Annotated in this window: 17 protein-coding genes; all 17 read right to left on the minus strand. The window is 64.3% G+C overall.

Annotation, left to right across the window (positions count from 1 at the left end; genetic code table 11):
• A complete protein-coding gene (fliE, locus tag IM733_RS11315) occupies positions 1-333 on the minus strand; it encodes a flagellar hook-basal body complex protein FliE (protein WP_213657722.1) in 333 nt (110 codons plus the stop codon).
• 106 nt (positions 334-439) lie between these two features.
• Positions 440-1,810, minus strand: a complete 1,371-nt coding sequence (locus IM733_RS11320) for a sigma-54-dependent transcriptional regulator (RefSeq protein WP_248921161.1) — start codon at positions 1,808-1,810, stop codon at positions 440-442.
• Complete coding sequence (locus IM733_RS11325; protein ID WP_432760405.1) at positions 1,810-3,027, minus strand: sensor histidine kinase; 1,218 nt, start codon at positions 3,025-3,027, stop codon at positions 1,810-1,812. Before IM733_RS11325 ends, IM733_RS11320 begins: the two co-directional genes overlap by 1 nt.
• A 204-nt stretch (positions 3,028-3,231) precedes the next feature.
• Positions 3,232-4,707, minus strand: coding sequence for a transcriptional regulator FleQ (fleQ, locus tag IM733_RS11330; protein WP_248920912.1), 1,476 nt, complete (start codon positions 4,705-4,707; stop codon positions 3,232-3,234).
• A gap of 167 nt (positions 4,708-4,874) precedes the next feature.
• Entirely contained in the window at positions 4,875-5,171 is a 297-nt protein-coding gene (gene fliT / locus IM733_RS11335) for a flagellar protein FliT (RefSeq protein WP_248920913.1), read from the minus strand.
• Positions 5,172-5,186: 15 nt separating this feature from the next.
• Positions 5,187-5,582, minus strand: coding sequence for a flagellar export chaperone FliS (gene fliS / locus IM733_RS11340; protein ID WP_248920914.1), 396 nt, complete (start codon positions 5,580-5,582; stop codon positions 5,187-5,189).
• A 132-nt stretch (positions 5,583-5,714) separates the two neighbouring features.
• Complete coding sequence (gene fliD / locus IM733_RS11345; RefSeq protein ID WP_248920915.1) at positions 5,715-7,121, minus strand: flagellar filament capping protein FliD; 1,407 nt, start codon at positions 7,119-7,121, stop codon at positions 5,715-5,717.
• Between the two features lie 80 nt (positions 7,122-7,201).
• Positions 7,202-7,561 (minus strand): flagellar protein FlaG, encoded by a 360-nt coding sequence (locus IM733_RS11350; protein ID WP_011534917.1) that lies wholly within the window; start codon positions 7,559-7,561, stop codon positions 7,202-7,204.
• 72 nt (positions 7,562-7,633) lie between these two features.
• Positions 7,634-8,494 carry a flagellin domain-containing protein gene (locus tag IM733_RS11355; protein ID WP_213657728.1) on the minus strand — a complete coding sequence of 287 codons (861 nt, stop codon included), beginning with the start codon at positions 8,492-8,494 and terminating at the stop codon, positions 7,634-7,636.
• Positions 8,495-8,780: 286 nt separating this feature from the next.
• Entirely contained in the window at positions 8,781-9,716 is a 936-nt protein-coding gene (locus tag IM733_RS11360) for a ketoacyl-ACP synthase III (RefSeq protein WP_248920916.1), read from the minus strand.
• Between the two features lie 277 nt (positions 9,717-9,993).
• Positions 9,994-13,530, minus strand: coding sequence for a glycosyltransferase (locus tag IM733_RS11365; RefSeq protein ID WP_248920917.1), 3,537 nt, complete (start codon positions 13,528-13,530; stop codon positions 9,994-9,996).
• 138 nt (positions 13,531-13,668) lie between these two features.
• On the minus strand, positions 13,669-16,425 hold the full coding sequence (locus IM733_RS11370; RefSeq protein WP_248920918.1) for a glycosyltransferase family 2 protein: 2,757 nt from the start codon (positions 16,423-16,425) through the stop codon (positions 13,669-13,671).
• Between the two features lie 25 nt (positions 16,426-16,450).
• Complete coding sequence (locus tag IM733_RS11375; protein WP_248920919.1) at positions 16,451-20,026, minus strand: glycosyltransferase; 3,576 nt, start codon at positions 20,024-20,026, stop codon at positions 16,451-16,453.
• A 159-nt stretch (positions 20,027-20,185) separates the two neighbouring features.
• Positions 20,186-21,754 carry a flagellar hook-associated protein 3 gene (locus tag IM733_RS11380; protein WP_248920920.1) on the minus strand — a complete coding sequence of 523 codons (1,569 nt, stop codon included), beginning with the start codon at positions 21,752-21,754 and terminating at the stop codon, positions 20,186-20,188.
• Positions 21,755-21,767: 13 nt separating this feature from the next.
• The gene (gene flgK / locus IM733_RS11385) at positions 21,768-23,813 is read right to left on the minus strand and encodes a flagellar hook-associated protein FlgK (RefSeq protein WP_248920921.1); all 2,046 of its coding nucleotides are present in this window, start codon (positions 23,811-23,813) and stop codon (positions 21,768-21,770) included.
• Positions 23,814-23,825: 12 nt separating this feature from the next.
• A complete protein-coding gene (gene flgJ, locus IM733_RS11390) occupies positions 23,826-25,016 on the minus strand; it encodes a flagellar assembly peptidoglycan hydrolase FlgJ (protein ID WP_248920922.1) in 1,191 nt (396 codons plus the stop codon).
• Between the two features lie 11 nt (positions 25,017-25,027).
• A complete protein-coding gene (locus tag IM733_RS11395; protein WP_432760406.1) occupies positions 25,028-26,137 on the minus strand; it encodes a flagellar basal body P-ring protein FlgI in 1,110 nt (369 codons plus the stop codon).
• Between the last annotated feature and the right edge of the window lie 4 nt (positions 26,138-26,141).

A 26,141-nucleotide genomic window follows, 5' to 3' on the forward strand; every position in this document is an offset into this window, starting at 1 on the left:
TTATACCGGCATCTGCATGATGTCCTGGTACGCCTGTACCAGCTTGTTACGCACCTGGGTCAGCGCCTGGAACGACACGGAGGCCTTTTGCGAGGCGATCATCACGTCAGTCAGGTCCACACCGCTCTTGCCAATCTCGAAGGCGTTGGCCAGCTGGCTGGAGGCCTGCTGGGTTTCATGCACCTTGCCAATCGCCTGGCCGAGCATGTCGGCGAAGCTGCTCTGCCCTGGCGCCAGTTCGGGCGCGGCAGCGGTCTTGGGCGTGGACATGGCTTCGGCCTTCATGGCGCGCATGTCCATCATCAGACGATTGAATTCAACACCTTGGGTCATGGACTTCTCTCTCCGGCGGCCGCATTTTTTTGACACTCATGCAGCGAATAGGCTGGGACTAGCAAGAGGAGTGCCAGCCCGCCCCTCATACATTCAAAACAATTGCTCAGCCAAACAGGCTGGCCTCCACATCGAGCCCTGCGTCGCGCATTTGCGCCAGCTTGTAGCGCAAGGTCCGCGGGCTGATGCCCAAGCGCTCGGCGGCTTCCTTGCGGCGACCGCGCTCGGCGCGCAAGGTGTCGATGATCATCTGGTATTCGTGGCGACGCATGTCATCACCCAGGCCCGTGGATTCACCGGCGCCGTCCTCGACCACTGGCGTGGCCCTGGCTGGAGCCGACAAGGGAATGACGCCCGCCAGACAGAAATCCGCCGCCTCGATCACCCCGCCCTGCTGCAAGATCAGCGCCCGCTGCAAGGCGTTGTCCAGTTCGCGCACATTGCCCGGCCAGGCGTGCGCCTGCAGGCAAGCCCGGGCATCGACGGACAGGCGTACCGGCGCATGCCTCATCTTGCCGACATGGCGCGCCAGCAGACGCTCGGCCAGCGGCAGGATGTCCCCCGGGCGCTCGCGCAGGGCGCGCCAGGCCAGTGGGAACACCGACAGGCGATAATAGAGGTCTTCACGGAAGCGCCCGGCCGCCACCTCGCCAACCAGATCGCGGTTGGTGGTGGCCAGCACCCGGATATCCAGGGCGATAGGCTTGCGCCCACCGACCCGCTCCACTTCGCGCTCCTGCAATACCCGCAGCAACTTGGCCTGCAGCGCCAACGGCATCTCGGATATCTCGTCGAGCAACAAGGTGCCGCCATCGGCTTGCTCGAACTTGCCGGCCTGCGCGGCAATGGCGCCCGTGAAGGCACCTTTCTCATGACCGAACAACGTGGCTTCGAGCATGTTGTCGGGGATCGCCGCGCAATTGATCGCCACGAACGGTGCCGCCGCTCGCGGCGACTGCTGATGAATGAAGCGCGCCAGCACCTCCTTGCCAGTCCCCGACTCACCCGAGATCAACACGGTGGAGTCGCTACGCGCGACCCGCGCCGCCAAGTCGAGCAGTTGCAGGCTGGCCGGCTCGCAGGCGACCGGCCCCTCTTCCTCGCCGACCTCGAGATGACCCGCCGCGTGTCGCTCCACCAGGCTGATCAGCGCCTTGGGCTCGAACGGCTTGACCAGATAGTCGACCGCGCCCTGGCGCATGGCGTCAACCGCCCGCTCCACCGCCGCATGGGCCGTCATCAGCAGCACCGGAAGCTGCGGATGGTGGCGCCCCAGTTGCGCCAGCAACTGATGACCATCCATGCCCGGCATGTTCACATCACTGACCACCAGGCTGAACGGCTCGCGCGCTACCGCTTGCAAGGCCTCCTCGGCCGAGCCCACGGCAAGATGGGCGAAGCCACCGATCTCCAGGGTGTCCGCCAGCGCCTGACGCAAGGTACGATCGTCCTCGACCAGCAGCACCTTGATCTCCATCATTGCTCCCCCTTCGAGGCAGCAGCGATCAATGGCAGGGTCACTTGGGCACAGGTGCCACGCCCCGGCCTCGAACGCAGCCGCAAGGTGCCTTGGTGAGCACGCACCACAGCCTGGACGACCGCCAGGCCCAGCCCGGTCCCCGTCGACTTGGTGGTGAGGAATGGCTCGCCCAGCCTCGCCAGGAGCTCGGCATCGATGCCGCTGCCGGCATCGCTGACACACAAGTGCAGGTGCTGGTCACGTCGGTACAGGTGAACCTTGAGCCGTACCGCCCCTTCACTGGCCTGCACGGCGTTATCGATCAGGTTGAGCAAGGCGCCCACCAGGGTGTCGCGATTGCACAACAACTCGCCAAGGTGCACATCGCACTGCCAGCGCACTGATTGCCCCTGGACATGGACCTGCGCAGCCTGCTGCAACGCCTGAAACAATGCCTTGGGAGTCAGCCGATCGCTCAGCGGCAGTTCGCCACGGGCAAACACCAGCATGTCGCGGACCTGATGCTCCAGTTCGTGCAGGCGCTCCTTCAGGCTCCCCGCAAAGCGCTGCCGGGTATCGTCCGGCAAGGTTTTTTCACCGTCTGCCAAATGGCTGGCATAGAGCATCGCCGCGGACAGCGGGGTACGGATCTGGTGCGCCAGCGAAGCCACCATGCGACCGAGCGACGACAGGCGTTCATGGCGCGAGAGCTGGTCCTGCAGGCGACGGGTCTCGGTGAGGTCGGTCAGCAGCACCAGCTGCCCGGGCTCGGCATCCAGCGAGCGCGTGGCGATCGACAGGCGGCGACCGTCACGCAGCGACACCTCATGACCGTCATCCTTGCGCGGCGCGAAGCTGCGCGCGATCACCTTGCGCCAGAGCTCGCCAACCAACGGCTCGCCCAGCAGCTCGCACGCCGCCGGATTGGCCTCGCGCACATAGCCCTGCGCATCGATCACGATCACCCCGCCCGGCAACAGGTCCAGCAGGTTCTGCAAACGATTGGCCACCCGCTCCTTCTCGCCAAGCTCCGCCATGCGCTGGGCACTGACCACCGCCAGCTCACCCTTGAGTTCACTCACCCGCGCTTCGAGCATGCTGTACGACTCGCTGAGCTGGGAGGAAACCTGATTGAACAGGGCGAACGCCTGCTCAAGGCCCTGTCGGCTTTCCTGCTCGACCGGGGTGCGCCCCTGCGGATCGGGGACTCGGGACATGTGGGCGGCCTGGGGCATCGTGCTCTCTCGCGTGGCTGACCGTCAAAAACGGTGTATTGCCAGCCTTGTAGCAATACGCGTGCCGGAGGTTGCGAGAGACTGCCGGGGAACATTTGCAGAGTCGGCCGCGAGACCGCTGATCACGGGGCTTTGCACCCCTTCAAAAGGTAGGGATATTGCATCCGCGGGGCCGTCCCTAGCCCTCGGCGGATACCGCAGGCGTCAATCCTCCGCCTGCTCCTCGCCACCCTGGCGACTCATGCCGTACTTGCGCATCTTCTCCACCAGCGTGGTACGACGGATACGCAGCCGCTCCGCGGCACGGGCAACGATGCCATTGGCGTCATCCAGCGCCTGCTGGATCAGCCCCTGCTCAAGACCACCGAGATAGTCCTTCAGGTCGAGCCCTTCCGGCGGCAGCATGGCATGGCTGGCGAAGTTCGGCGTGTTGCCGTTGATCGCCACGCGCTCCTCGAGATCGCTGCGCAGGCTGTCCACCAGTTGCTCGTCCTCGTCATCGACGTAGCGGAATTTCTTCGGAAGTTCCGACACGCCGATCACCCCATAGGGGTGCATGATCGCCATGCGCTCGACCAGGTTGGCCAGCTCACGCACGTTGCCCGGCCAGCCATGCCGGCACAGCGACATGATCGCCGCCGAATTGAAGCGGATCGAGCCACGCTTCTCGTGCTCCATGCGCGAGATCAGCTCGTTCATCAGCAGCGGTATATCCTCGACACGCTCACGCAGGGGCGCCATCTCGATGGGGAAGACATTCAACCGGTAGTAGAGGTCTTCACGGAAGGTCCCGTCCTCGATCATGCTCTCGAGGTTCTTGTGAGTCGCGGCGATGATGCGCACATCGATGCTCTGGGTCTTGTTGCTGCCCACCCGCTCGAAGGTACGCTCCTGCAACACGCGCAGCAGCTTGACCTGCATCGGTAGCGGCATGTCGCCGATTTCGTCAAGGAACAGCGTACCGCCGTTGGCCAACTCGAAACGCCCGGCGCGACTGGTGATCGCACCGGTGAACGCGCCCTTCTCGTGACCGAACAACTCGCTCTCGAGCAACTCCGCCGGGATCGCCCCGCAGTTGACCGGCACGAAAGGCGCCTCGCGACGCTTGGAGTGGTAGTGCAGGTTGCGCGCCACCACCTCCTTGCCAGTGCCGGACTCACCCAGTATCAGCACGCTGGCGTCGGTATCGGCCACTTGCTGCATCATCTGCCGCACATGCTGGATGGCACGGCTGGTGCCCACCAGGCTGCGGAACAGGTTGGGCTCGCGCTGACGCCCCCGCTCACGGGCCTGGTCGTACATCTCGCGATAGACCTGGGCACGGTGCAGGGAATCGAGCAACTGGCTGTAGCTTGGAGGCATTTCGAGGTTGGAGAGCACCCGGCGACGCAGGTCCTCCGGAAACTCGGCAGAAGAAATTTCACCCAAAAGCAGAACCGGAAGGAACTCATCCCACCCGGCCACTGTCTTTAGTAACCCCAGCACACTGGCTGGAGCATTCACGGTGCCGATCAGTACGCACAGCACTTCACGGCTCGAAGACAACGACCCGACGACCTGCTGCCAATCCTGACTGGAACAGGACAGGTTTTCTTCGCCGAGGAAGTTCAGCACCACTGCCAGATCGCGGCGGCGGGCGCTGTCGTCATCGATCAGGAGGATTTTGGTTTCACGCCACATGCAATAGCAACTTCCCTAGTCATATCGGCGCCCTGAGGGCATGCTCGACATCATTCCGACTGAATGGTCAGTGTTCGGACGTCTGAAATTCGAAAACAGCCACTAGTAAAGTCAAAAAACCGCACACAGTCAAATTTATGGCGCGCTGGTTTTTACATCATCTGTGGTCAAGAGAACAGATGGTATACCTTTGCGGCATTTTCCGCCTGACGGATCTGCGTCATCTCGTCGACTATTGATTGACGCTCGCCACTTGCAATCTCGATCAGTTGCCGATACACCCCCAGCAACTGCTCCAGGCTACCGCGCACCTCATCTTCGTTGATCGCCGCCTCCGCGACGATATCCTCGACGCAAACGCGGCACGCCAGGTCGAGCTCGCCGATGGTGTCCCAGTCACGACTGGCCAGCGCGGCCAGCAAGGCCTCGCGGGTCTGTTCGATACGCTCGACTACCTCGCTCATGACATCTCTCCCGATTCAGGGCGTCGGCTGTTGATCGCCGATCGCATCCCAGCCTTCCTTGACAGTGATCAGCAGGCGCGCCACTTCATCGATGATCGCCGGATCGCCCTTTACGTTCGCCTCGACCAGACGGCGACTCATGTAGGTGTACAGGTTGTCCAGGTCCGCCAGGCTGTCGGCATGGTTTTCCAGGTCAAGCCCTTCACGCAGGCCACCAATGATGTCGATAGCCTTGCCGAGCAGAATGCCGCGCTGGGCAATATCGTTGCGCGCAATCGCACCCTTGGCCTGAGCCAGGCGGTCGAGGCCGCCCTGCATGAGCATCTGCACCAGGCGGTGCGGGCTGGCCTCGGACGTCTGCGCCGCGCCATTGACTTTCTGGTACTGCCGAAGGGCCAACATCGGGTTCATGGATCTACCTCGTTGCAGCGAAAAAGGTGCATATACCCTTGTATCGCCGTCACGTCAAAAAACTTTAGCCGTCAAACGATGAAGCCCGGGGCGCCTGTTCAGCGCCACCGGGCTTTTGTCACCAGCGATCGATCACTTCTTCGCCTGGGCGTTGATCGCCTCGAAGATGGAAACGATTTGCTCGCCCTGCTTCTTCACCTTCGCCAGCGCCGCGTCCAGGGCCGCGTATTTCTTGGTCAGCGACTCGGTCAACGTGGCGGTACGGCGATCCAGGGCCGCCTGCTGGTCGAGCAGGCTCTTGGCCGCCTTGTCGAGGTTGGTCTTGCGCGAGTCAAGCGAACCGCCCGTCGAGTTGTAGGGGTCGATGGCCTTGTTCATACGTTCGAACAGACCGTTGCTGCCGGTGAAGAGCTGCTGAATCTCAGGACCCAGCTTCTTGTCGTTCAGCGCCGACGAGAACTTGGTGCTGTTGAACTCCAGCGTGCCGTCTTTCTGGGTGTTGATACCCAACTGGCTCAGCGTGGTCAGCTTGTCGCCGTTACCGACTTCGGCCAGTACCTTGCGCACGTCGCCCAGCAACGAACGGGTGGTCGGATCGCCAGTCAACGGACCGAGGCTGGTCACTTTGCCACCGGAGTCCTTGGTCGGCGTAGTCAACGCCGAGACAGCCTTCTGCAGCGTGTTGTAGGCGTCGACGAACGACTGCACCGACTTCCTCAGCCCGTCATTGTCCAGCGCCACGGTCACCTTGACACCGGTGGTTGCGGCAGGGGCGGTAGTACCGGTGAGCTCCAGGGTCAGGCCGCTGATCGCGTTATCGACCGTGTTCTTGGGGCTGGTCAGCTTCAGACCGTCGATCGTGAACTCGGCATCCTGCGCCTTGGCAGAGATATAACCAGCACCAGAACCGGCGATCGGCTGAGTACCATCGATGGCCAGCTCAGGAATACCGCTCACGGAAATATCGCTGCCAGCGCCGGTGGTGGTGGAACCGAACACCAGACGCGAACCACCCGCCTCATTGATGATGTTGGCGGTGATGCCCTTGGCGCTCATTTCCTTGTTGATCTGGTCACGCACGCTCTGCAGCGTGGCACCGCTGGCAACGGTGATCTTGTAGTCCTTGCCACCCTGGCTGATGGTCATCTCACCGGCGCTGATCGCCGAAGAGGCACCACCAGCGAACTGCTGGCTGGCGACCTTGGAAGAGGTGGCAAGCTTGTCGACCTTGATATCGTAGGTGCCAGGCACCGCGGTATTGCCCGACTTGATCTTGACCACGCTTTCATTCGCGGAAGTACCCGCAAAGGCGTTGAAGGAGGGAGCATCCTTGTCGTTGAGCTTCTTCATGGCGTCCTGGAACGCCGTCAGCGCGCTACGCAGGGAGCCGATACCCGAGAGCATCGCCGAGTTGTTGCTCGACTGCCGGGCAATCTGATTGGACTTGGCCGATGTGTCGGCTTTCACCAACACATCGACGATCTTGCCAATCTCGAGCCCGTAGCCCTGACCCGTGCTTGGAATAATGGGGCTTGCCATGCTGTTGTCCCTCTCATCAACGCGTCAGCCCCGCTCCTGCAAGACTGACATGATTCACATCATTGGGTGTTCGCCGCCCGTCAAACCTTGGCGTCGAACAGAACACTTTTGACATCGCTGAGGCTGTGGGCGATACGCAGGGCTTCTTCCGAAGGAAGTTGCCGGATCAGCTCACCTGTCTCGCTGGCGATGACTTTGACCACGATCTTGCCAGATTCTTCGTCAGTGACGAACTCCAGATTGCGCCGGGTCTCTTTCAGGAATTTCTCGATCTCCGAGACGGCATCCTTGACCTTGTCGGTGGCATTCACCTTGACCGGGTCTTTTTTCTGCTCGCCATCCGGGGAAACCTCGGTCGACCGGGTAACCGGTTTCTCGGCAACCTGCTCGGCCGTACGTGCGGCCGGGTAAGACAGGTTCAGCTTGAGGCTCATATCCATGTCTACCACCTCACAATGAAAAGGCGGGGAAGCGCCCGAAGGGCACTCCCCCGCCATCAGCTATCAGGCAGATTAGCCCAGCAGCTTCAGGACTGCCGATGGCAGCTGGTTGGCTTGTGCCAGAACCGAGGTCGAAGCTTGCTGCAGGGTCTGCTGCTTGGTCAGCTGGGCAGTTTCAGCAGCGAAGTCGGTGTCCTGTACACGGCCACGAGCGGCTTCGGCGTTCTCGTTGATGTTCTGCAGGTTGTTGATGGTGCTGGTCAGACGGTTCTGGTTGGCACCCAGGTCAGCACGGGTGGCGTTGATCGCGTCCAGAGCGCTACCGATAGCGTCCATGGCGGCGCTGAAGGTGGCTTCGGCGGCGGTGCTGTTGGCACCGGTGATGCTCTTGCCAGCCAGAGCGGTCAGGGCAGCGCCTGCACCGGTGGTTTTCATGGCAGCGCTGAGGGTGATGGTGATCTGGTTGGCGGTACCGGTGTTGGAACCAACCTGGAAGGTCATGGCGCCAGCGGAACCGTCCAGCAGGTTCTTGCCGTTCAGCTGGGTGCTGTCAGCGATACGGTCGATCTCTTTCAGCATCGACTGGAACTCTTTGTCCAGCGCGTCACGGTCGGTCTGGCTGTTGGAGTCGTTTCGCGATTGCAGGGCCAGTTCGCGCATACGCTGCAGGATGTTGGTCTGCTCTTGCATCGCGCCTTCAGCGGTCTGGGCGATGGAGATACCGTCGTTGGCGTTCTTGATAGCCATGGTCTGACCGCGGATCTGCGAGGTCATGCGGGTAGCGATCTGCAGGCCGGCGGCGTCGTCTTTGGCGCTGTTGATTTTCAGGCCGGAGGACAGACGGGTCATCGAAGTGCTCAGTGCGTCGGAAGCACGGTTCAGGTTCTTCTGAACGCCCAGAGAGGTGGTGTTGGTGTTTACAGTCAAAGCCATGACGAATTCCTCGTTGGATTGGGTACTACGGCTTCCGGCCTTGGCAATTCGCCGGTTATGTGGCCTAGAGAACCTTCGTAATGGTTATCGTCGTCGGGGCAGTTTGCTTTAGCGCCTTTTGCGAATTTTTTTACTGGCACCCTGCCACCTCAATGAAATCAAGGCTTTGGCGCCAGAAATCCACCACCCGGAAGGCCTTGCGCTAGAGCATCCGGCCTGTGAAGCGCAGGCAAAAAAAAGCGCCGGCCGGGTTTCGGCGGGCGCTTTTTCTATAGAGTGGAGCAGATCAGTCGCCGCGCTCGAGGATCGCCGAACCCCACGACAGGCCGACGCCGAAGCCACTGAGCGCCACACGCTTGTGCTGCGAACCGAGCACGTGCTTCTCCAGCAGCAGCGGAATGCTCGACGACACGGTATTGCCGGTCTCGAGCATATCCTTGACGAACTTCGCCCGGTGCGCGCCGTCGTCGAAACGCTGGGAGACAGCATCGACGATCGCCGCGCTGCCCTGGTGCAGGCAGAACAGGTCGATCTGCTCGGCGCGCAGCTGGCTGACGTCGAGCAACTGCTGCAGGTGCGCGGGCACCTTGACCAGGGCAAAGTTGTAGACCTGGCGGCCGTTCATGAAGAACTTGCCATCGGTGGTGCGCAGGTGCTCGGCACCGGCACCGTCACTGCCGAACAGCGACTTGCCCAGCTGCCAGGCAGCGCCCTCGCCCATCCAGGTCGCGGTGGCAGCATCGCCGAACAGCATGGTGGTATTGCGGTCTTCGGGGTCGACGATCTTCGAATAAGGGTCGGCGGTGATCAACAGACCGTTCTTCAGGCCTGCGGCCTCCATGAAGCCTTTCATGGCATACAAGCCATAGACATAGCCGGAGCAACCCAGGGAGACATCGAAGGCCGCGACTTGCGTGGACAGGCCCAGCTTATGCTGGACGATGGCCGCCGTGTGCGGCAGGCCTTCGGCATCACCGTTCTGGGTGACGACAATCACCACATCGACACTGGCCGGATCGAGCGCCGGGTTGGCGGCGAACAGCGCCTTGGCGGCCTCGACACACAGGTCCGAGGTTTCCTGGGTGCCGTCCTTGCGCGGCAAGAAGGTCGAACCGATCTTGCCGAAGATGAAATCCTGATCCTTACCGAATTTCGCGCCCTGGGCGTAGTTGTCTACCCCTTCAGTCGGCAGGTAACTGGCGATGCTTTTAATGCCAATCATATGGCTTCCCGTTCAGTAACAGCGAAGTAGCCACGGCGCCCACAACAGCAAAACGCCAGGGAATCCGGGGGTGTCCGGTCCCTGTGCGGTTTTTTCGGATGCGCGACGGCGGCTCCAGGTTTTCGACAATATAACAGTGAAGATGCGCGTAGTGACTCTGAAGTCACGCGCAATTTGTCGAATGCCCGGAAGTACGGCCCGAACGGCCTTACAGAAAGCACCTTGTAGCTGCTCGGCACTGGCGGACTGCCCCATCGAACAGCCCGCCGCACGCCCCTCAGTCAGGCAGCCAGGCGCGTCGCCAGGCTTCCAGGCGCTCGCCTTCGAGCAGCCACTGCGAGCGCACCGCCGCCTGCAGGGCGTCGCCCAGCGCGGCGGAAGCATCACGATCCGACAGGTGCAGGCGAATCGCCTGGAGCCAATCGCCGGCCTGGTTGTCCACCCGCGACAGCGGCAAGGCGTCGCCACCGGTGAAGCCCGGCACACGGCTGCAGATTACCGGATGACCGCAGGCGGCATGCTGCAGGATGCGCATGTCACCGGAGCAGGCGTTACCCAGGGACTGCGCCATGGGGACGAGCGCCAAGTCGAGGTTCAGGTCGGCCAGGGCCATGCCCAGCTGATACCCCTCGACCGGCGGACGCACCTCACTGACAAATGGCCGAAGGCTGGCCGGGCACTCACCCAACACCACCCATTCCACCTCACCCGCCAATGCCGGGACCACCTCGGCCAACAGCGCATCGTCCTTGCCGGCCTGCCAGCCCAGTCTCGGCAGCGCGCTTACGCGACGCTCGCCCTTCAACCGCCCCCAGCTGTCCGGCAAGCCCGCTTCGACCACCCGCACATCGTCGTGCTGCCCCTGCAGCAACTCGGCCAGGGCAGGCGTGGGCACCAACACCCGGTCGACCTGCATCAGGCCGATGCGCAGGCGCTGCAACAATTGCTCGGCATCGAAGTCAGCCGCCAGCCCCATTTCCGGCAGGTAGCCATCCAGGTCGTAAACTTTGAACGCCTGGGAGAAAGCGCTCAGGCGACGCAACGCCAGCAGACCGGCGTCGTCCAGAGGGCGCTGCAGGACAACGCTGGTCGGTGCAAAACGCTGCAGTTCCACGGGGGTCAGCAGACCATTGATCGCGGCGCCTTCGGCCTGGCCGCCCTCGCACAACGCTGCCAGCGGATGAACCAGACGCGAAAGCGCCTCGCCCGGCTGCTCGGCCACACAGGCCAGCACCCTCGTCGCCCGCCCCTGCAACGGATGCCAGCTCAGGTCGTTGCTGTCCAGGTCGAAGCCCTTGCCGGCCCGCAACGACAAGTTGCTGTTGTACGCCGGGTCATGGGCCAGTTGCGCCAGCCAGCGTGCATAGAGCGCATCTTCCTGCTCGGCGCTGGCGTAAGCTGTGGGCACCGCCTCCGACAGCAGCCGCGCGTAAGGCGTGAAGACATTCAGGTAACCGGCCTCGCGCAGGCGCAGGCACAGGTCGACATCAATCCAGGGCTCGAGCAGTGGGTCGGTGTCGAAACCACCAGCTTCAAGGAACAGTTCCCGCCGCAACATGAGGCAACCGCCCCCTACCGCAGAACAGTTCTGGTCGAAGCCAAGCCTGCCCATATAGCCCGCGGCCTGGGCCGGCAATCCTCTGAAGGCGCCTGCGGCACTCCCGCCCAGGCCTAGCACCAGACCGGCCTGACGCACCGTACCATTGCCGCAGAGCAGCTTGCCCCCCACGGCCCCGACTTCGGAGCGCTGGCCGTGGTTGAGCAACGCTGGCAACCAATCGCCGTCCAGCACCGCGTTGCGCCCATCGAGCCAGACCAGGTAGTCGCCGCGCGCCTCCTGGGCCGCCGCATTGAGCAGGGCCGCCCGCGGCTGGCCGGGCATGAAACGCAGTACCTGGAAGCGCCCCTCGCCGATACGCTGGACCATCTCCAGCCACTCCAGCAGAGCGGGATCGTCACTGCCGGGTTCGACCAGCAGCACCTCGTACTCGGGATGGGTTGTCTGCGTCAGCAGGCTTTCCAGGCAACGCTGGAACTGCACCAACTGGCCGTCAAGGTGGATCAGGATACTGACCGATGCCTGACGCGCGTGGCCGTAATCGATGCGGTAGCCGCCGTCCTGCGCGATCACCGCAGCCTGCGCGTAACCGCGCATATCCAGGTGCTGTTCGATGACCAGGCGCTCGTCGCCCCCCATCTGCGCATGCCTCGCCTGGGCAATCAGCAGCGGCTCGGCGACATGCCCCACACAGCCCACCCCTTGCTCGCAGAGCAAGCCGAGCTGGTAGCCCAGCTCGAAGGCCAGGCCATGCCCCGCCTCGAAGCCCCCCCTCTGCAGCAGCGCATCGCGACGGTAGAGCCAATGCCGGGACAGGCCTGCGGGATTGGCCAATAGCAAATCCAGGTTCAGGTCCGGGCGCAAGGCGATATCCACCACGCCATCGGCTTGGCGCAGGGCTTCGTCGCCGTAGACCGCCAGGCAGCCCGACGGTGCATCAAGCAGGTTCACCGCCATCGCCAGCAAACCACTGGCGATGAAGGTCTCGCCCGCCTCGACCAGCATGCACCAGTCACCCGTGGTTCGCGCCAGCACAGCATTGATCGCCGGCAGCGGCTGGCGTGAATCACAGGCCAGCCACTGGACATTGACGCGGCCGGGGTCGCGCTCGCCCAGCACGTGCACCTGAAGATTGCGGTACAAGCCACGGTCAAGGCTTTCCAAGGTATGCAGCAAGGCCGCCTGGTCACCCCGATCGAGCACCAGCACCGAAAGGCTCGGTGCCTGCGGCCCGGCCAGGCATTCGTTCAGGCGCGCCAGCTGCCCAGGCCGAGGGTAGCGCTGACGCAGCCAGTCGAGCATGCCGCGCCGATTGCCAGCCGCCTCGCGGCTGGCGGCCGCCTGGGTCTTGGCGATGAAGGTGTCCAACTGCTGCCAGAACGACGCCGTGCGCTCCACATAGCGCTGCAAGGCGTCGCCGACGCTCGCCTGGGCCCGCTCGAGCGCATCGGGTTGGTCGAACATGGCGAAACCGACACTGCCGAAGAAGCTGGTGTCGAGCACCTGCTGATCCACTCCGTACCCCGGCATGAAGATCACCGGGCAGCCGCACAGCGCTGCGATCACGCAGGTCATGGACCATTCGTAGGTGTACAGCACTTCGGCCCGGCGCAATACCTCGGCCAGCTCCGGCAAGGTCAAGGCATGGGCCACGCGCAGCAACTGGATATCGGCGGGCAGCTGCGTGTAGTCGATCTGCTCGAGCGGGTGCCTGTTCTGGTAGAGGAAGGCCCCTTCGCGCACGGTGCCCGGTGGCGCGGCGGTGAACAGCGAGATGTCGAGGGCGGGTAGGCAGAGCAGGTCGACGTTGACGTCGCCACGCGCCTCGGCCAGGCGCTCGGCGTAGTAGAAGATCAGGTCGCTGGCCGTCGCCTCCATGCCCTTGCCGGTGATGAAGCTTTCGAAGTTCAGCATGTAGCGCGCCACCACCGAACAGCCGAGCGGGTTGCCGCTGGTCACCTCGGGGTAGATCGCGATCGGCACCTTGCCCTGCGCCAGGTGACGCTGGACGACCGCAGGATCGTGCAAGGGCGTCTTGAGATCCGGGTTGACCACATCGGTGCCGCAAATGTAAGCCTCGCGCCCACTGAGGTTGAGCATGTGGCAGAGGTAGTGCATCGAGACGATGCCGGACGAGGTGTCGCGGTAGGCGGGCGCAAGGAGGTAGTAAGGGTGCTCTGGCTTGGCAAACATCAGCCGCAGGCGTGTCAACGCCTGTTCGTGTGAGTGAGCATCCAACTGCGCAGCGTTCGACATCGGGGACGGACTCCAGGATCAGGGCAAGCGGGGCGCCATCGATGCGGCCTGGCCGTACCTGCGGCGCCCTGTCAATAATTTGCCGGCATCAATGAAAAAGCCGGGCTGAGCCCGGCTTTTTTGCAATTAGCGCGCCATTCAATCCAGCTGCGCCAACCATTGCGGCCCTGCGGCCCGATCGCTATCGCTCACCGGCTGATCCAGGCGCACGAGGCTCTGGAACGCCGCTGGCCAGCGCTCGGCCACTGCCGGCGCCAGGCCAGCCGCTTCAACCGGCTGGCCGCTGGCAAGCAGCTGCGCGCGCGGGGTCCACACCACCATCAAGCCGAGTTGGCTGACGGCCAGGCACAGGTCGATGCCCGATGCCTGCACGCCACCACAGTGCTCGAGCGCTTCGCGGCTGAGCATCAGGCACTCATCGGAAACCGCCGGGCAACTGCGCACCGACAACGGCCATTGCGCCTTGGCGACCTGCTCGAACGAAAGTCGCTGCCACGGGGCATGCACCTGCGCACCGGCGAGCAGTTCATAACCGGCATGCACCAGCGTGCCGTCAGCCGCCCAGAGGCTGGCACCGACTACACCGACTTCCGGGCGCTGCGCTTCATTGAGCAGCGACTCGATCCATGCCGGGGTGATCACCTGGCAACGCTCTGACAGCAGCACCAGGTAGTCGCCCCGGGCCTGGGTGGCCGCCAGGTCGAGCAGCTGTGCCCGGGAGGCACCCGCCTCGCCCGCCACCAGCCGCAGCCGGCTGCCGAAGGCCTGCGCCACCTCGGCCAGCGCCTCGGCCTGCTGCCCTGGAAGCGCCAGCAGCACCTCGTAGCGCGGGTAGCGTGTGCGCTGGAAGATGCCGGCCAGGCAGGCCTGAAGCCGCGCCTGGTCGCCCTCGCCCACCAGCAGAATGCTGACCAGTGGTGTGGCGCTGTGGCGGAAGTCGATGGTCAGCCCGGCAGCCCCTTGCTCACTGATCTGGGCGCGGTAACCCAGCTGGGTGAGGTGGCGGTTGAGCACCTTGCGCGCTTCCTCGATGAGCGCCGGCGCAGGCTGCTGGCTGATCACCAGGTATTCATCCATGTGCGCCAGGCTACCCGCCCCGTGCTTCTCGACCAGGCGCAGCAACAGGTCGTACTCCAGCGCATGGCGGTTGGACTCGCTGTATCCCTCCAGGTCGAGCACCGCCTGACGACGCACCAGCCAATGCCGGGACATCAGCCCAGGCTGGCTGCGCAGCAGGTCCAGGTCGCTGCCCGGACGGCGTGCGACCAGCAGACGCCCCTCCTCGTCGCGCTGGACTTCGTCGGCGGCGATGGCCTGGCAAGCAGGCGCCTGGCCCAGCTCGACCAACAGGCGCAGCAGGCCACCGGCCAGCAGCACGTCGCCCGCCTCGAGCAGCATCAGCCACTCGCTCGGCAATTGCCGCACGACCTGGTTCAGGTGCGTTGCCCAATTGCTTTCGGTGACCTGGATGAAATGCAGGGTATCGCGCGGCGTGGTGATCGCCGGTGGCTTGCCCGCCTTGAGCACGACCAGTTTGAAATTGCGCACGCCACTGGCCAGCAGGCTGTCGAACGTTGTCTGCAGGGCCAGGTCATCGTGTTCCAGGTCAAGCACGACGAAGGCGATCTGCGGCGCCGGGTGGCTGGCCAAATGTTCCAGCACCCGCTGGCGCGCGGCTTCGTCCGGCGTGGCCGCGTCGATGGTGGCAAGTACGCAACCCGACGGCGTCCCGCCCAGTTGATCGCGCGTATCGATGCCGGGCACCTCGCCCAGGCGTGCCATCCAGCCGCTCAGCTCGCGGGCGTGATTGACATTGTCGTCGGCAGTCAATGTCGACGCCAGGCGCCGGCACACTTCGAGATTGAACAGCCCCAGGCGCATTGCCTGCCAGTAGCGCAGCTGCAGCGTCTCGGCGGTGTCATTGGGGTGCACGATCAACAGGTCGCGTTGGCGAACCCAGGCGCCCTCCAGTGCATGCTGGTGGCGCGCGCCGGTCGGCCAGGCGTGGCAGAGGAATTCCAGCGCATTCAGGCGCTCGAACAGCGGGCCATTGTAGTAAGGCATCTGTACGCACTGGCGTGGCTCGAACTCGCGTTCCGGAGCGTCGCTGATGCTTTTCCACGGCGAGGTGAACAACAACGGCAGCGGCCCTTGGCTCCAGGTGTCGCGCACGAAGCGATTGAGCGCGGTGAAGCCATCGTCACTGGCAAAGGCCCCCTGCTGCCCGCCATCCCACTGACGCAGAATCCGCACCACCTGAACCAGGTGCTCTTCGCGCTCGGCCTGGGTCAGGGTGTCGGGCACCGCCTCGCAGACCACGTCGGTCTGGTCGAGGTGGGCGACCTCGCCCTGCAGCAGGATCGCGCAGGCCAAGGCCACACGCCATCCCGCCGGGTCCAGCCCTTGCGGCAAACCAGCCAGCGCCGCCTGCAGGGTCGAGACCCGCAGCACCGCGCGCCAGGCCTGCTGCTCGGCGCTGGCGTAGTGGCGCAGACGCTCCAGCGCACCCTGCCCGGCCTGCGCGGCGAACGGCGTACCGACCTGGTGATAGCTCAGCTCACTGTTGCCGACCATATAGGCCAGCGCATGCCCCTGCGCGGCCACGACCTGCGGCTGGGCCTGCAAGCAGCGGGCGGCATTGTCCAGCGCTGCAGCCAGGACAAAGTCGGCATCCAGGGCCAGGCACACGAACGGCGTGCCGACCTGCGCCACGGCCGATGCCAGGCGCTCGCCCAGCTGCGCGACCGATTCGCCGCCCTCTACCGGCTCCAGGCCAAGGCAAGGCACACCGGCCTGGCGATAGTAGTGGAGCGCGCGGGCGCGGTGATCTGCCTGGTCATGCCCCAGCATGACAACGGTCACTTCATTGCGCGACCCGATTGCAGTTTCGATCATAAGGCACCTGTTCAGATTGTCGGTTTCAGTCAGCCAGCCAGGCGTTGGCCCAGTGCTGCAGATGGTGTTCGTTCAGTACGTAATCGCGCAGCACGGCTTCGCGCAGCGCATCCCCCTGGCGGTAACTGGCCAGTGGGTCGCTCAGGTGCATGCGGATCGCCTCCAGCCATTGTTCGGTGGTGTTCTCGCGCACCCGGGTGCACGGCAGGTAGCCGGCATAGGCCTTGGTGTCGGTGCAGATTACTGGGAAACCGCACGCCCCATACTCGAGCAGGCGCAGGTTGCTCTTGCAGTCGTTGAACAGGTTCTGCTCCAGCGGCGCCAGTGCCAGGTCGAGGTTGAGGCTGGCCAACTTGCGCGGGTAATCGGTGAACGAGATACCCGCATGGAACTCCTTGACGTAGGGCCGCAGGATCTCCGGGCACATGCCGAAGAACACCCAGTCGACCTCTGCGGCCAGGGTCTTGATCACCTCCAGCAGCAGTTCCAGGTCACCGCGGTGACTGGTGCCGCCCGCCCAGCCGACCCGTGGCCGCGCGCTGCTCTGGCGCTGGCTGACCAGCCCCGCCCACAAGGGCGCGGCGAGCATGTTGGGCACCACGCGGATGTCCTGGTGCATGCTCGACAGGGCGTCGGCCAACGGCTCGGTGGAGACCACTACCCGGTCGCACAGGGAAATGGCACGACCAACCAGCTCACGCATGTTGCTCGGCATGTTGCGCGCGTGGTCGTTCTTCTTCGGCGGCTCGATGATGTAGTCATCCAGCTCGTAGATGCGCCGCGCATTGGAGAAGCGCTTGTACTGCTCGATATCCTTGACGTTCGCCGGGGTGTAGCGGCACTGCAGGATCATCACGTCGGGCTTTTCCCGCTCGAGCTCGACCAACCCTGGAGCGCTGAAGTCGATTCGCCCCTGGATCCAGCCCGCCTGCTCCAGGTCGGTGAACGGCTGGACCACCCGGTATTGCCCGGTGGCGTTGGTGCTGCTGGGCAGCGCCAGTACCGACGGCATGGCCCGTGCGATGAACGGGTCCCAGCCACCGCGCAGGCCTGGCTCGAAATTGAAGTTCGGCAGTTTCAAGCTGAGGTGGCGGTTGTAGGCCGGGTCGAGCGCGATCCACGCCATCCAGCGCTCGTGCAGCAGGTCGCGGTCGGCTTGCAGGTCCGGTTTCGTGGCCTGCTCGACCGGGGGCACCGGCAAGCGGGCCACACGCGAGAACGGCGTCCACACCGAGAGGTAGCCCGCCGTGCGCGCGCGCAGGCAAAGGTCGGCATCGAACAGCGAGCCTTGCAGGTTGGCCACGTCCAGCCCACCCAGCTCGGCGAACAGCTCACGCCGCACCAACAGGCAGTCGAGGCTCAGCGCGCTCCAGTTCTGCACCAGGCGCAGGCGGTTCATGTAGCCGTCCGCGCTCGTTGCACAACCAAGGAACGGGCTGCCTGCCGCGCCTTGCATCCCCAGCACCAGGCCGGCGGAAACGATCGTGCCTTTGTCGTCGAACAGTTTGGGGCCGACCATGCCGACTTCCGGGCGCTGCCCCAGGTGCATCAGCTCGACCAGCCACTGGTCATCGAACAGCACGCAGCCGGCATCCAGCAGCAGCAGGTAATCGCCGCGTGCCTGCAGGCTGGCTTCGTTGAGGCTCTGGGCCAACCCACTGGCACGCACCTCGACCACGCGCAACTGGTCGCTGCCCAACCCTTGCAACCCGGCCAGCCAACCACGCACCTCGGCCGAGGTGTCGGCACTGGCGATCAGCAGCACCTCGAAGTCGCGGTACGCCGTGCTCGTGAGCAGCGACTCGACGCAGCGCGTCAGTACCGCCAGGTCGGCGCCGGCATGGATGAGGATCGAGACGCCGGCGGCCTGCGCATGGTGATAAGTGACCCGGGTCATCATGCTGCCTTCGATGCCGGACACCTGGGCCTCCACGCCCAGGCGCCGCAGGTGAGCCTCCAGCACGCGAGGCGCCTGAGCATGCCCGCTCGGCTCGGCGAGCCAGTCGGCGTAGCGGTACTGGCACTGCACGAGCACTTCGGCGATATGGTCCACCACCTGCAGACCATGGGCCTCGACCAGTCGCCACAGCAGGTCGTGGGGCGCCAGGCCGTCGAAGCCCACGTCGAAACCACCCAGCTCGCGCAGCGCCGCGCACTCGAACGCCAGCAGGCGACCGACGTAGGGCAGGCTGCGCATCAGGTCGAGGTTGAAGTCCGGCTTGAAGATCGGCGCCGACGGCGCGAGGTTGTCGTTACTGCCTTCATCGAGGTAAAGGCACAGGCCCTCGCCGCGCAGCGCCATGCGTTCGGCCATGATCACCAGGGCATGAGTGTGCAGGCGATCCCCCGCCTGCAACAGGAACAGCCAATCCGCCTGGCCGCCTGCGGCAAGCCATTGGTTGAGCAGGTCGAAACCGGCGCCGCGACGCGTCAGGTAGCGCACATTGTCCCGCACCACCGGTTCAAAGCCATCGGGGGCGAGCACCAGGATGCAACGGGCCGGGAAGGATTGCTGGGCCAGGCTGTCCAGCGTCACGCGCAAGGCTTTTTCATCGCCGTCCCGGCAGAACACCACCGCCGCGATGCGCGGCTGGCTGGGCCATTGCTCAATGCGCTTGGGCAGCAGGCGCTCCTGCCCGGCGGACAGGCGACGGTACTCCAGCCACTCGGCATACAGCTCATCGAAACTCAGGCTGAGCGTACCGACCTGCTGGTTGAAGTTGGCCATCTGCGCAGTGAACAGACGACGAAGATCGAGCTCGTCCCATTTCTGCCCAGGGTCGGCAACGTAGTCGGCCAACGGCAGGTAGCGCACCCAGCCTTCGGCCGGCGCGGCCTCGCCGGTACGCCCCTGGAGCATCTGCAGCAGCCAGTCGGTCTCGGCATCGAATACCTTGACCATGCCGCTCTGGTGGCTCAAGCGCCCTGGGTGCACGCGCTCCAGGCTCAAGACCTGATCCAGGCTGCACAAGTGCCCGCGGCGCAGCAGGCAGGCGTAGAGCGCCAGGTCCAGGCGTGCGGCAAACCCCTGCCCCTCCTGTACCAGGGTCGGCAAGTATGCCTCGACCTGCGCGCGACGCAGCAGTGCGTGACTGAGCCCACCGAACAGATTGACGCCGTTGTCGGAGATACCTTCCAGCAAGTCGTTGCCGTTGAGCACCGCACTGCACATGGAGATGACGAAGTTGAGCGAACGCGATGGCAACAGGACGTCATCGGCGGCGCACAGCAGGCGCTGGCAGATGACCATGCTGACCTGCGGCAAGTCGCTCAGCATCCCGGCCTGTTGGCTGATGCACGCCCCGAACAGCGTATCGTCGTCACAGAGGAACTTGATGAACTCGCCGCACGACTGCTCCAGGCACGCCAGCAGGTTGCGGGCAAACCCTTGCCGCACCGGGTTGCGCACGTAACGCACAGGCACCGTGGTGGTGGCACGCAGTTCGTCGCAGATCGTCTCGATCTGCGCATCCGGGCTGTCGTCGCAGACGACGACCTCCAGGTTCGCGTAGTCCTGTGCAATCGCGCTGGCCAGCGTGCTGCGGAAGAATTCGGGGTTGTACGCGGGGATGGCGATACTGACGAGGGGTTGGGCGCTCACGGGTACTCACTCAAAGCTATTGATCGATGCCGCCTGGCTCGCCCCTGCCCCGGTCCGGCATCCTGCCATGGCCGGCGCCATGGCCGAGCCGCCTCGCCTACCAGCAGGGAGCGAGGCGGCCCTTGCGGGTGATCACCCCGCTCGGCACGGCATCGTGAATCAGATGTAGTTGACCAGCGACAGGCCGGCGATCTTGGCGTAGGACTGCATGGAGGCCTGGAGCATGTTGGTCTGCATCTGCAGGCGCAACATCACGGTCGCCGGGTCGACTTCGCGGATCGAGCTCTGGGTCTTGGTGTTCTCGGTGCCCAGCGCCTCGTTGGTTTCGGCCTGGATGTCCAGGGCCTGGCCACGACCACCGATGGCGCTGATCGACGAGGTCACCTGGTTGGTCGCGCTGGCGACGTTGCCGATTGCCGAGTCCAGGGAGGCCAGGAAGTTCTGGCGGGCTGCCGGGTCCTTGTCCATCGGCACCGACAGCGCGGTGCGCAGCTGGCTGATGGTCTGCAGGATGTTCTGGGTCTGGTGGGTATCCACCTGGACGCCGAACGAGTCACCCGCGGCCGGCGCACCCGACAGCTGGAAGCTCACCCCGGATGCCGTGGCCGTCGTGCCGGACAGCGTGCCGGTGGAGATCGGCCGGCTGTTGGCCGACATCGGCGCCGAGTACAGCTCGAAGTCGGTCGGGCTGGTGAACTTGAGCACCGCGCCACCGCCCGGGAACGAGGCGTTGTACTGGGCCTGGTTGGTGATGCTGGCACCGTTGACCTGGGTCGACGAGCTGTTGCCCGGGCTGCGGCTGCCGGTAATGGTGTCAGGCTTGGAGCCCAGCGAGAACGAGTGGCCGGCGATGGCAGCGTCCGGGTTGGCTTCGTCGCCCGGCTTGAAATCGATCTTCAGGCGCAGGTCGACGCCACGGAAGGAAATCGAGGTGTTCACGCCTTTCGGGTCGAAGTTGCCGCCCTGGCTGGCTTCCAGCGTGACGTCGTTGCCGCCGGCATCGAGGATCTTGTACTGGGTGCTGCTGGTGAACTGGACACTGTACGGCTCGCCACTGCGGAAGCGGTCATTGTAGGCGACGCTGCCGGACACCTGGCCATTGGACAGGCTGACACGGCCATCGTCCACGGCAGGCGAAGTGAGCTTGGTCTGGCTGCGGCTGGTGTTCAACGCCTGCTCGAACGCGTCGTAGCCGGTCTCGTTGGCCGCCAGGCTGAGCATGTCGCCCACCTGCAGCTTCAGCTGGCTCTGGTCGCCCTGGTAGCTGTAAGTGCCATCGCTGTTGCGCACATACGGCTGGGTGTCGCCCTTGGAGCCGGAGAACAGGTACTTGCCGTTCTCGTCCTTGCTGTTCATCAGCGAGAACAGTTGCTCTTCCAGCGCCGCCAGCTCGGAGGCGTTGGCCTTGCGGTCGGCGTCGGTGAAGCCGGCGTTGCCGGAGGTGACCGCCAGCTCGTTGACCCGCTGCATCACGGCGCCGATCGCGTTGAGCGTGCTTTCGCTGGTGCCCAGGGCGTTGCGCACGTTGGTGATGTTGCCCTTGTACTGGTCGAGCATGTTCTGCTGTTGCTCGAGCTGCAGCAGGCGCGCGGCCCCCACCGGATCGTCGGCGGCAGTACGCACGCGGATGCCGTCGCTGGATTGCTCCTGGCTCTTGACCGTGTTGGCGAGGCCGCGCTGGTAGTTGGCGCTGCTGCTGTTGTAGAACTGCGAAGTGGGGATGCGCACGATCTACGGCTCCTTAAAGACTGTTGATCAAAGTGGCGAAGGTTTCCTGGGCCGCCTTGATGATCTGCGACGACGCGGTGTAGTACTGCTGGAACTTGACCAGGTTGCCGACCTCTTCGTCGACCGACACACCGGACGCGGAATTGCGGCTGCTCAGCGCCGAAGACTGCAGGGCATTGGTGGCATCGGCGTCCATGGTGGCCTGGGAGGCCTTGCCGCCGACATTCGATACCAGCTTGGCGTAGGCGTCGGTCATGCTGATGCCCTTGCCGTCAGCCCCCACCTCGACCGTGGACTTGGTCTGCAGGCCGATCACCGACTGGGCATTGCGGTTGTCCGCCGAGCCGGAGCCGGTCAACGAGACGGTGAAGCTGTCGCCGTTCTTCGGCGCGCCGGTGATGTCCATCTCGAAGTTGAATTTCTTCTGAACGCCTGCGCCGTCGTTGATCGGGTTACCGCTGCCATCGACCATCGGCACGGACAACTGCAGCTTGTTGTTCTGGCCAGGGATGATGGTACCGCTGCCGATGCTGTTGCCTTGAGCGTCGAACATCGTGTACGCCTGGGGCGAGGTTTCGTTGCCGAACACCAGCTTGACCGGGGTCGAGTACTTCAGGCCGGTCTGCAGGTCGCTGCGCTGGGTGGCGTTGTAGATGTCCAGCTTGGAAGTCAACGTGGGCTGGGTGATCTGCCCGGTGCCCTTGTTGCCCGAACCGTTGACGGCGGTCAGGGGCGCGGCGAACGCCAGGCGCTTGGGGTCGGTGAGCGTCGAGTCGATGGTCCCGGCGGCGTTGCGCGTCGGGGTGATCTTGAAGCTGTCGCCGACACTCGGGGCGCCGCCGTTGAGCGCCAGGCTGAAACCATCGATCACCGGTGGTGGGTTGGTGCTGAGGTCGAAGTTGCCCATGTCGGTGCCGTCGGGCAGCCGGCGCACGTTGTAGCCGGTGGCGCTGGTGAAGGTCACCTGGTAGTCGTTGGTAGAGAGCTTGCCGGTGTCCTTGATGGTCACGTTGAGGTTGCCGGTGGCTGGGTTGTTGCCCAGCTTGGGCACGCTGCGCTCGCTGATGGCCTTGGCACTGTTGATGTCACCGAACAGCAGCGCACCGAACTCACCATTCTTGTCGATACCCTGGGCCAGCTGGCTGTTGATGGCGTCGGACACGACCAGGGCCACCCGCCCCAGCTCGTTCAGGGCCGGGTCGAGGGTGTCCTTGCGGTAGCGGATCAGGCCGCCCATCTCGCCACCGGTGGCGCTGTTGGTGATGTCCATCTTGGTGCTGCCGCGGTTGAGCACCAGGCTCATGCGCGTCGGGTCGGTCGGGCTGGGCGCTGTTTCCAGCGTCTGTGTGCCGGTGCCCAGCACCAGCGACTGGCCGTTCTTCAGGTAGATGTCGTAGTTGCCTTCGCGCTCGACCACGTCCACGCCGATCAGCTTGTTCAACTCGCGCACCGCGCCGTCGCGCTGGTCCAGCAGGTCGTTGGGCTGGCCGGTGATGGCGCTCATCTTCACGATCTGCTGGTTGTAGTCAGCGATGGTGGAAGTGAGCTTGTTCACCTGGTCGGCGATCGACTTCATGTTCGAGTTGATGTTGCTGTTTTGCTGGTTCATCTGCGCCGACAAGGCGTTGAAACGCTTGGCGAGGGTCTGCGCGCTGGTCAGCAGCAACTGGCGGGAAGCATCTTCGGTGGGTTTGGCCGAAGCGTCCTGGGCGGCGGTGAAGAAGCTCTTCAACGCGGCGGTGATGCCGGTATCGTTGCCGTACAGGGCCTTGTCCAGCGGCGTGACCTGATCCAGGTACGAGGAGGCATCGGCGGACAGCGAGGTGGTGGTACGCAGCTGGTTTTCGAGGAACGAGTTGTACACCCGGCGCACGTCGGCCAGCGTGGTGCCAGTACCGATGAACACCTGACCGGTCTGCTGGCCACCCTTGGTCTTCTGGACGATCTGCTGGCGAGAGTAACTTTCGACATCGGCGTTGGCGATGTTGTTACCCAGGGTGTACATCCCGGACTGGGCGGCACCCAGGCCCGACATACCGATATTGATCAAACTCGCCATGGTTCCCTGCCCTTAAAGTTGCGTGGTGGTACCGAGCATTGCGTAGCTCTGTTCCGACTTCATCTGTCTTGCGATCTGCGAGATCTTGCTGGCGTAGTTCGGGTCGGTGGCGTAACCGGCCTTCTGCAGCTCTCGCACGAATTGTTCTGGTTTATCGGCAGCCTTCACCGCATCTTGATAGCGCGAATTGTTCTGCAGCAGGCTGACCAGGTCGTGGAAGCTGTCCTGGTAACTGTCGTAGGAGCGGAACGCCGCCGTTTCCTTGACGAACTGGCCATTGCGGAACTCGCTGGTGATCGCCCGCGCCTCGCCGCCCTGCCAGCTGCCAGTGGCCTTGATACCAAACAGGTTGTGGCTGCTGCTGCCGTCGGGGTTGCGCATGACCGACTTGCCCCAGCCGGTTTCCAGCGCGGCCTGGGCCACCAGGTAGCGCGGGTCGATACCGATGCGCTTGGCGGCCTGCTCGGCCATCGGCAGCATGGTGGCGACGAAGGCGTCGCTGTCGGCGAAGGCTTTCTTCGGTGCCAGCGGCGGCTGCGCGCGACCAAGTATCTGCAGCTTGGCGTCCGGCGCGGCGAACGTGCGTGCCGGCGCCCAGTCCCGCATGGCCACGCCACCGGCCGGAATATCGGCGCGGCGCGGCAGGGCGGCATTGGTGGTCGCCGCAGCAGTGCCGGCGGACGGCACGATACCGGCCAGCAGGCGGTCGGTGAGCTTGCCCGGCAAGGCCAGGCGCCGCGAATTCAGCGCGGCCACATCATTGCGCGTGGCGGCGGTTTCGGTTTCCCGCACTGGGGCTTCTACCCGCGAAGCCCACAGCGCCGGGGCAGCCCCCTCGATACGCGGGAACGGGCTGGTGTTGGGGTGCACGGCCTTGTTCTTCGACAGCTGGCGCACCAGCACATCCTGCAGGCCGATACCGCCACCCTCGCGCGACATGCTCACCGCCAACTGCTGGTCGTACATGTCGCGGTACTGCTTGACCGTGTCGCTGTTCATCGGGTCGTCTTCGGAGGCCATCACATCAGTGGCCTTGCGCGACGCCTTGAGCATCTCGCTGACGAACAGCGACTCGAACTCCTTGGCCACCTTGCGCACGTTGGCGTCGCTGTCGCGATCACCGTACTTGAGCGAGCTCAGGCGACTGAGGTCGGTGTAGGCACCGCTGTCGGCGGGCGTGGACACCAGGCTCTTCGAATTCATCCGTGGCGTCCTCAGATCACGATCAGGTCGGCTTGCAACGCGCCGGCCTGCTTCAGGGCTTCGAGGATCGCCATCAGGTCGCTCGGCGCCGCGCCGACCTGGTTCACCGCCCGCACGATCTCATCCAGCGTGGTGCCTGGGCCGAACTTGAACATCGGTTTGGCTTCCTGCTGGGCGTTGACCCGCGAGCGAGGCACCACGGCGGTCTGGCCATTGGAGAACGGCCCCGGCTGGCTGACGATCGGGTCTTCGGTGATGGTCACGGTCAGGCTGCCATGGGTGACCGCCGCCGGCGAGACTTTGACGTTCTGGCCGATGACGATGGTGCCGGTGCGCGAGTTGATGATGACCTTGGCCACCGCCTGCCCTGGGTCGATTTCCAGGTTCTCGAGAATCGACAGATAGTCGACGCGCTGGCTCGGGTCCATCGGCGCGGTGACCCGCACCGAGCCACCGTCGACAGCCTGGGCCACGCCGGGGCCGAGCAGTTCGTTGACCTTGTCGACGATGCGCTTGGCGGTGGTGAAGTCCGGGCGATTGAGGTTGAGGGTGAGGCTGTTGCCCTGGTTGAAGCCACTCGGTACCGCGCGTTCGACGGAAGCGCCACCGGGGATGCGGCCAGCCGACGGAACGTTGACAGTGATCTTCGAACCGTCGCGGCCTTCGGCATCGAAGCCACCCACCACCAGGTTGCCCTGGGCGATCGCATAGACATTGCCGTCGATACCCTTGAGCGGGGTCATCAGCAGGCTACCGCCACGCAGGCTCTTGGAGTTACCGATCGACGACACGGTGATGTCGACCACCTGGCCAGGCTTGGCGAATGGGGGCAGGTCGGCATGCACCGACACCGCGGCGACGTTCTTCAACTGCACGTTGCCCGACCCCGGCGGCACCTTGATGCCGAACTGCGACAGCATGTTGTTGAAGGTCTGCAGGGTGAACGGCGTCTGGGTGGTCTGGTCACCCGTGCCATTGAGCCCCACCACCAGGCCGTAGCCGATCAGCTGGTTGGCGCGCACGCCGGAAATGCTGGCGATATCCTTCAAGCGCTCGGCGTGAACACCGAACGCGCAGGACATCAGGAGTGTCGCGGCAATCAACCGCCTAGCGTTGAACATGGTC

It is taken from the genome of Pseudomonas entomophila, assembly GCF_023277925.1.
Taxonomy (GTDB): Bacteria; Pseudomonadota; Gammaproteobacteria; order Pseudomonadales; family Pseudomonadaceae; genus Aquipseudomonas; species Aquipseudomonas entomophila_D.

Coding starts and splice junctions, on each gene's coding strand:
- fliE (WP_213657722.1), bottom strand. CDS start 333: ATGACCCAAGGTGTTGAATTCAATCGTCTGATGATGGACATGCGCGCC.
- IM733_RS11360 (WP_248920916.1), bottom strand. CDS start 9,716: ATGATTGGCATTAAAAGCATCGCCAGTTACCTGCCGACTGAAGGGGTA.
- IM733_RS11365 (WP_248920917.1), bottom strand. CDS start 13,530: ATGTCGAACGCTGCGCAGTTGGATGCTCACTCACACGAACAGGCGTTG.
- fliT (WP_248920913.1), bottom strand. CDS start 5,171: ATGAGCGAGGTAGTCGAGCGTATCGAACAGACCCGCGAGGCCTTGCTG.
- IM733_RS11395 (WP_432760406.1), bottom strand. CDS start 26,137: ATGTTCAACGCTAGGCGGTTGATTGCCGCGACACTCCTGATGTCCTGC.
- fliD (WP_248920915.1), bottom strand. CDS start 7,121: ATGGCAAGCCCCATTATTCCAAGCACGGGTCAGGGCTACGGGCTCGAG.
- fliS (WP_248920914.1), bottom strand. CDS start 5,582: ATGAACCCGATGTTGGCCCTTCGGCAGTACCAGAAAGTCAATGGCGCG.
- fleQ (WP_248920912.1), bottom strand. CDS start 4,707: ATGTGGCGTGAAACCAAAATCCTCCTGATCGATGACGACAGCGCCCGC.
- IM733_RS11325 (WP_432760405.1), bottom strand. CDS start 3,027: ATGCCCCAGGCCGCCCACATGTCCCGAGTCCCCGATCCGCAGGGGCGC.
- IM733_RS11355 (WP_213657728.1), bottom strand. CDS start 8,494: ATGGCTTTGACTGTAAACACCAACACCACCTCTCTGGGCGTTCAGAAG.
- IM733_RS11350 (WP_011534917.1), bottom strand. CDS start 7,561: ATGGATATGAGCCTCAAGCTGAACCTGTCTTACCCGGCCGCACGTACG.
- flgJ (WP_248920922.1), bottom strand. CDS start 25,016: ATGAATTCGAAGAGCCTGGTGTCCACGCCCGCCGACAGCGGTGCCTAC.
- flgK (WP_248920921.1), bottom strand. CDS start 23,813: ATGGCGAGTTTGATCAATATCGGTATGTCGGGCCTGGGTGCCGCCCAG.
- IM733_RS11370 (WP_248920918.1), bottom strand. CDS start 16,425: ATGATCGAAACTGCAATCGGGTCGCGCAATGAAGTGACCGTTGTCATG.
- IM733_RS11320 (WP_248921161.1), bottom strand. CDS start 1,810: ATGGAGATCAAGGTGCTGCTGGTCGAGGACGATCGTACCTTGCGTCAG.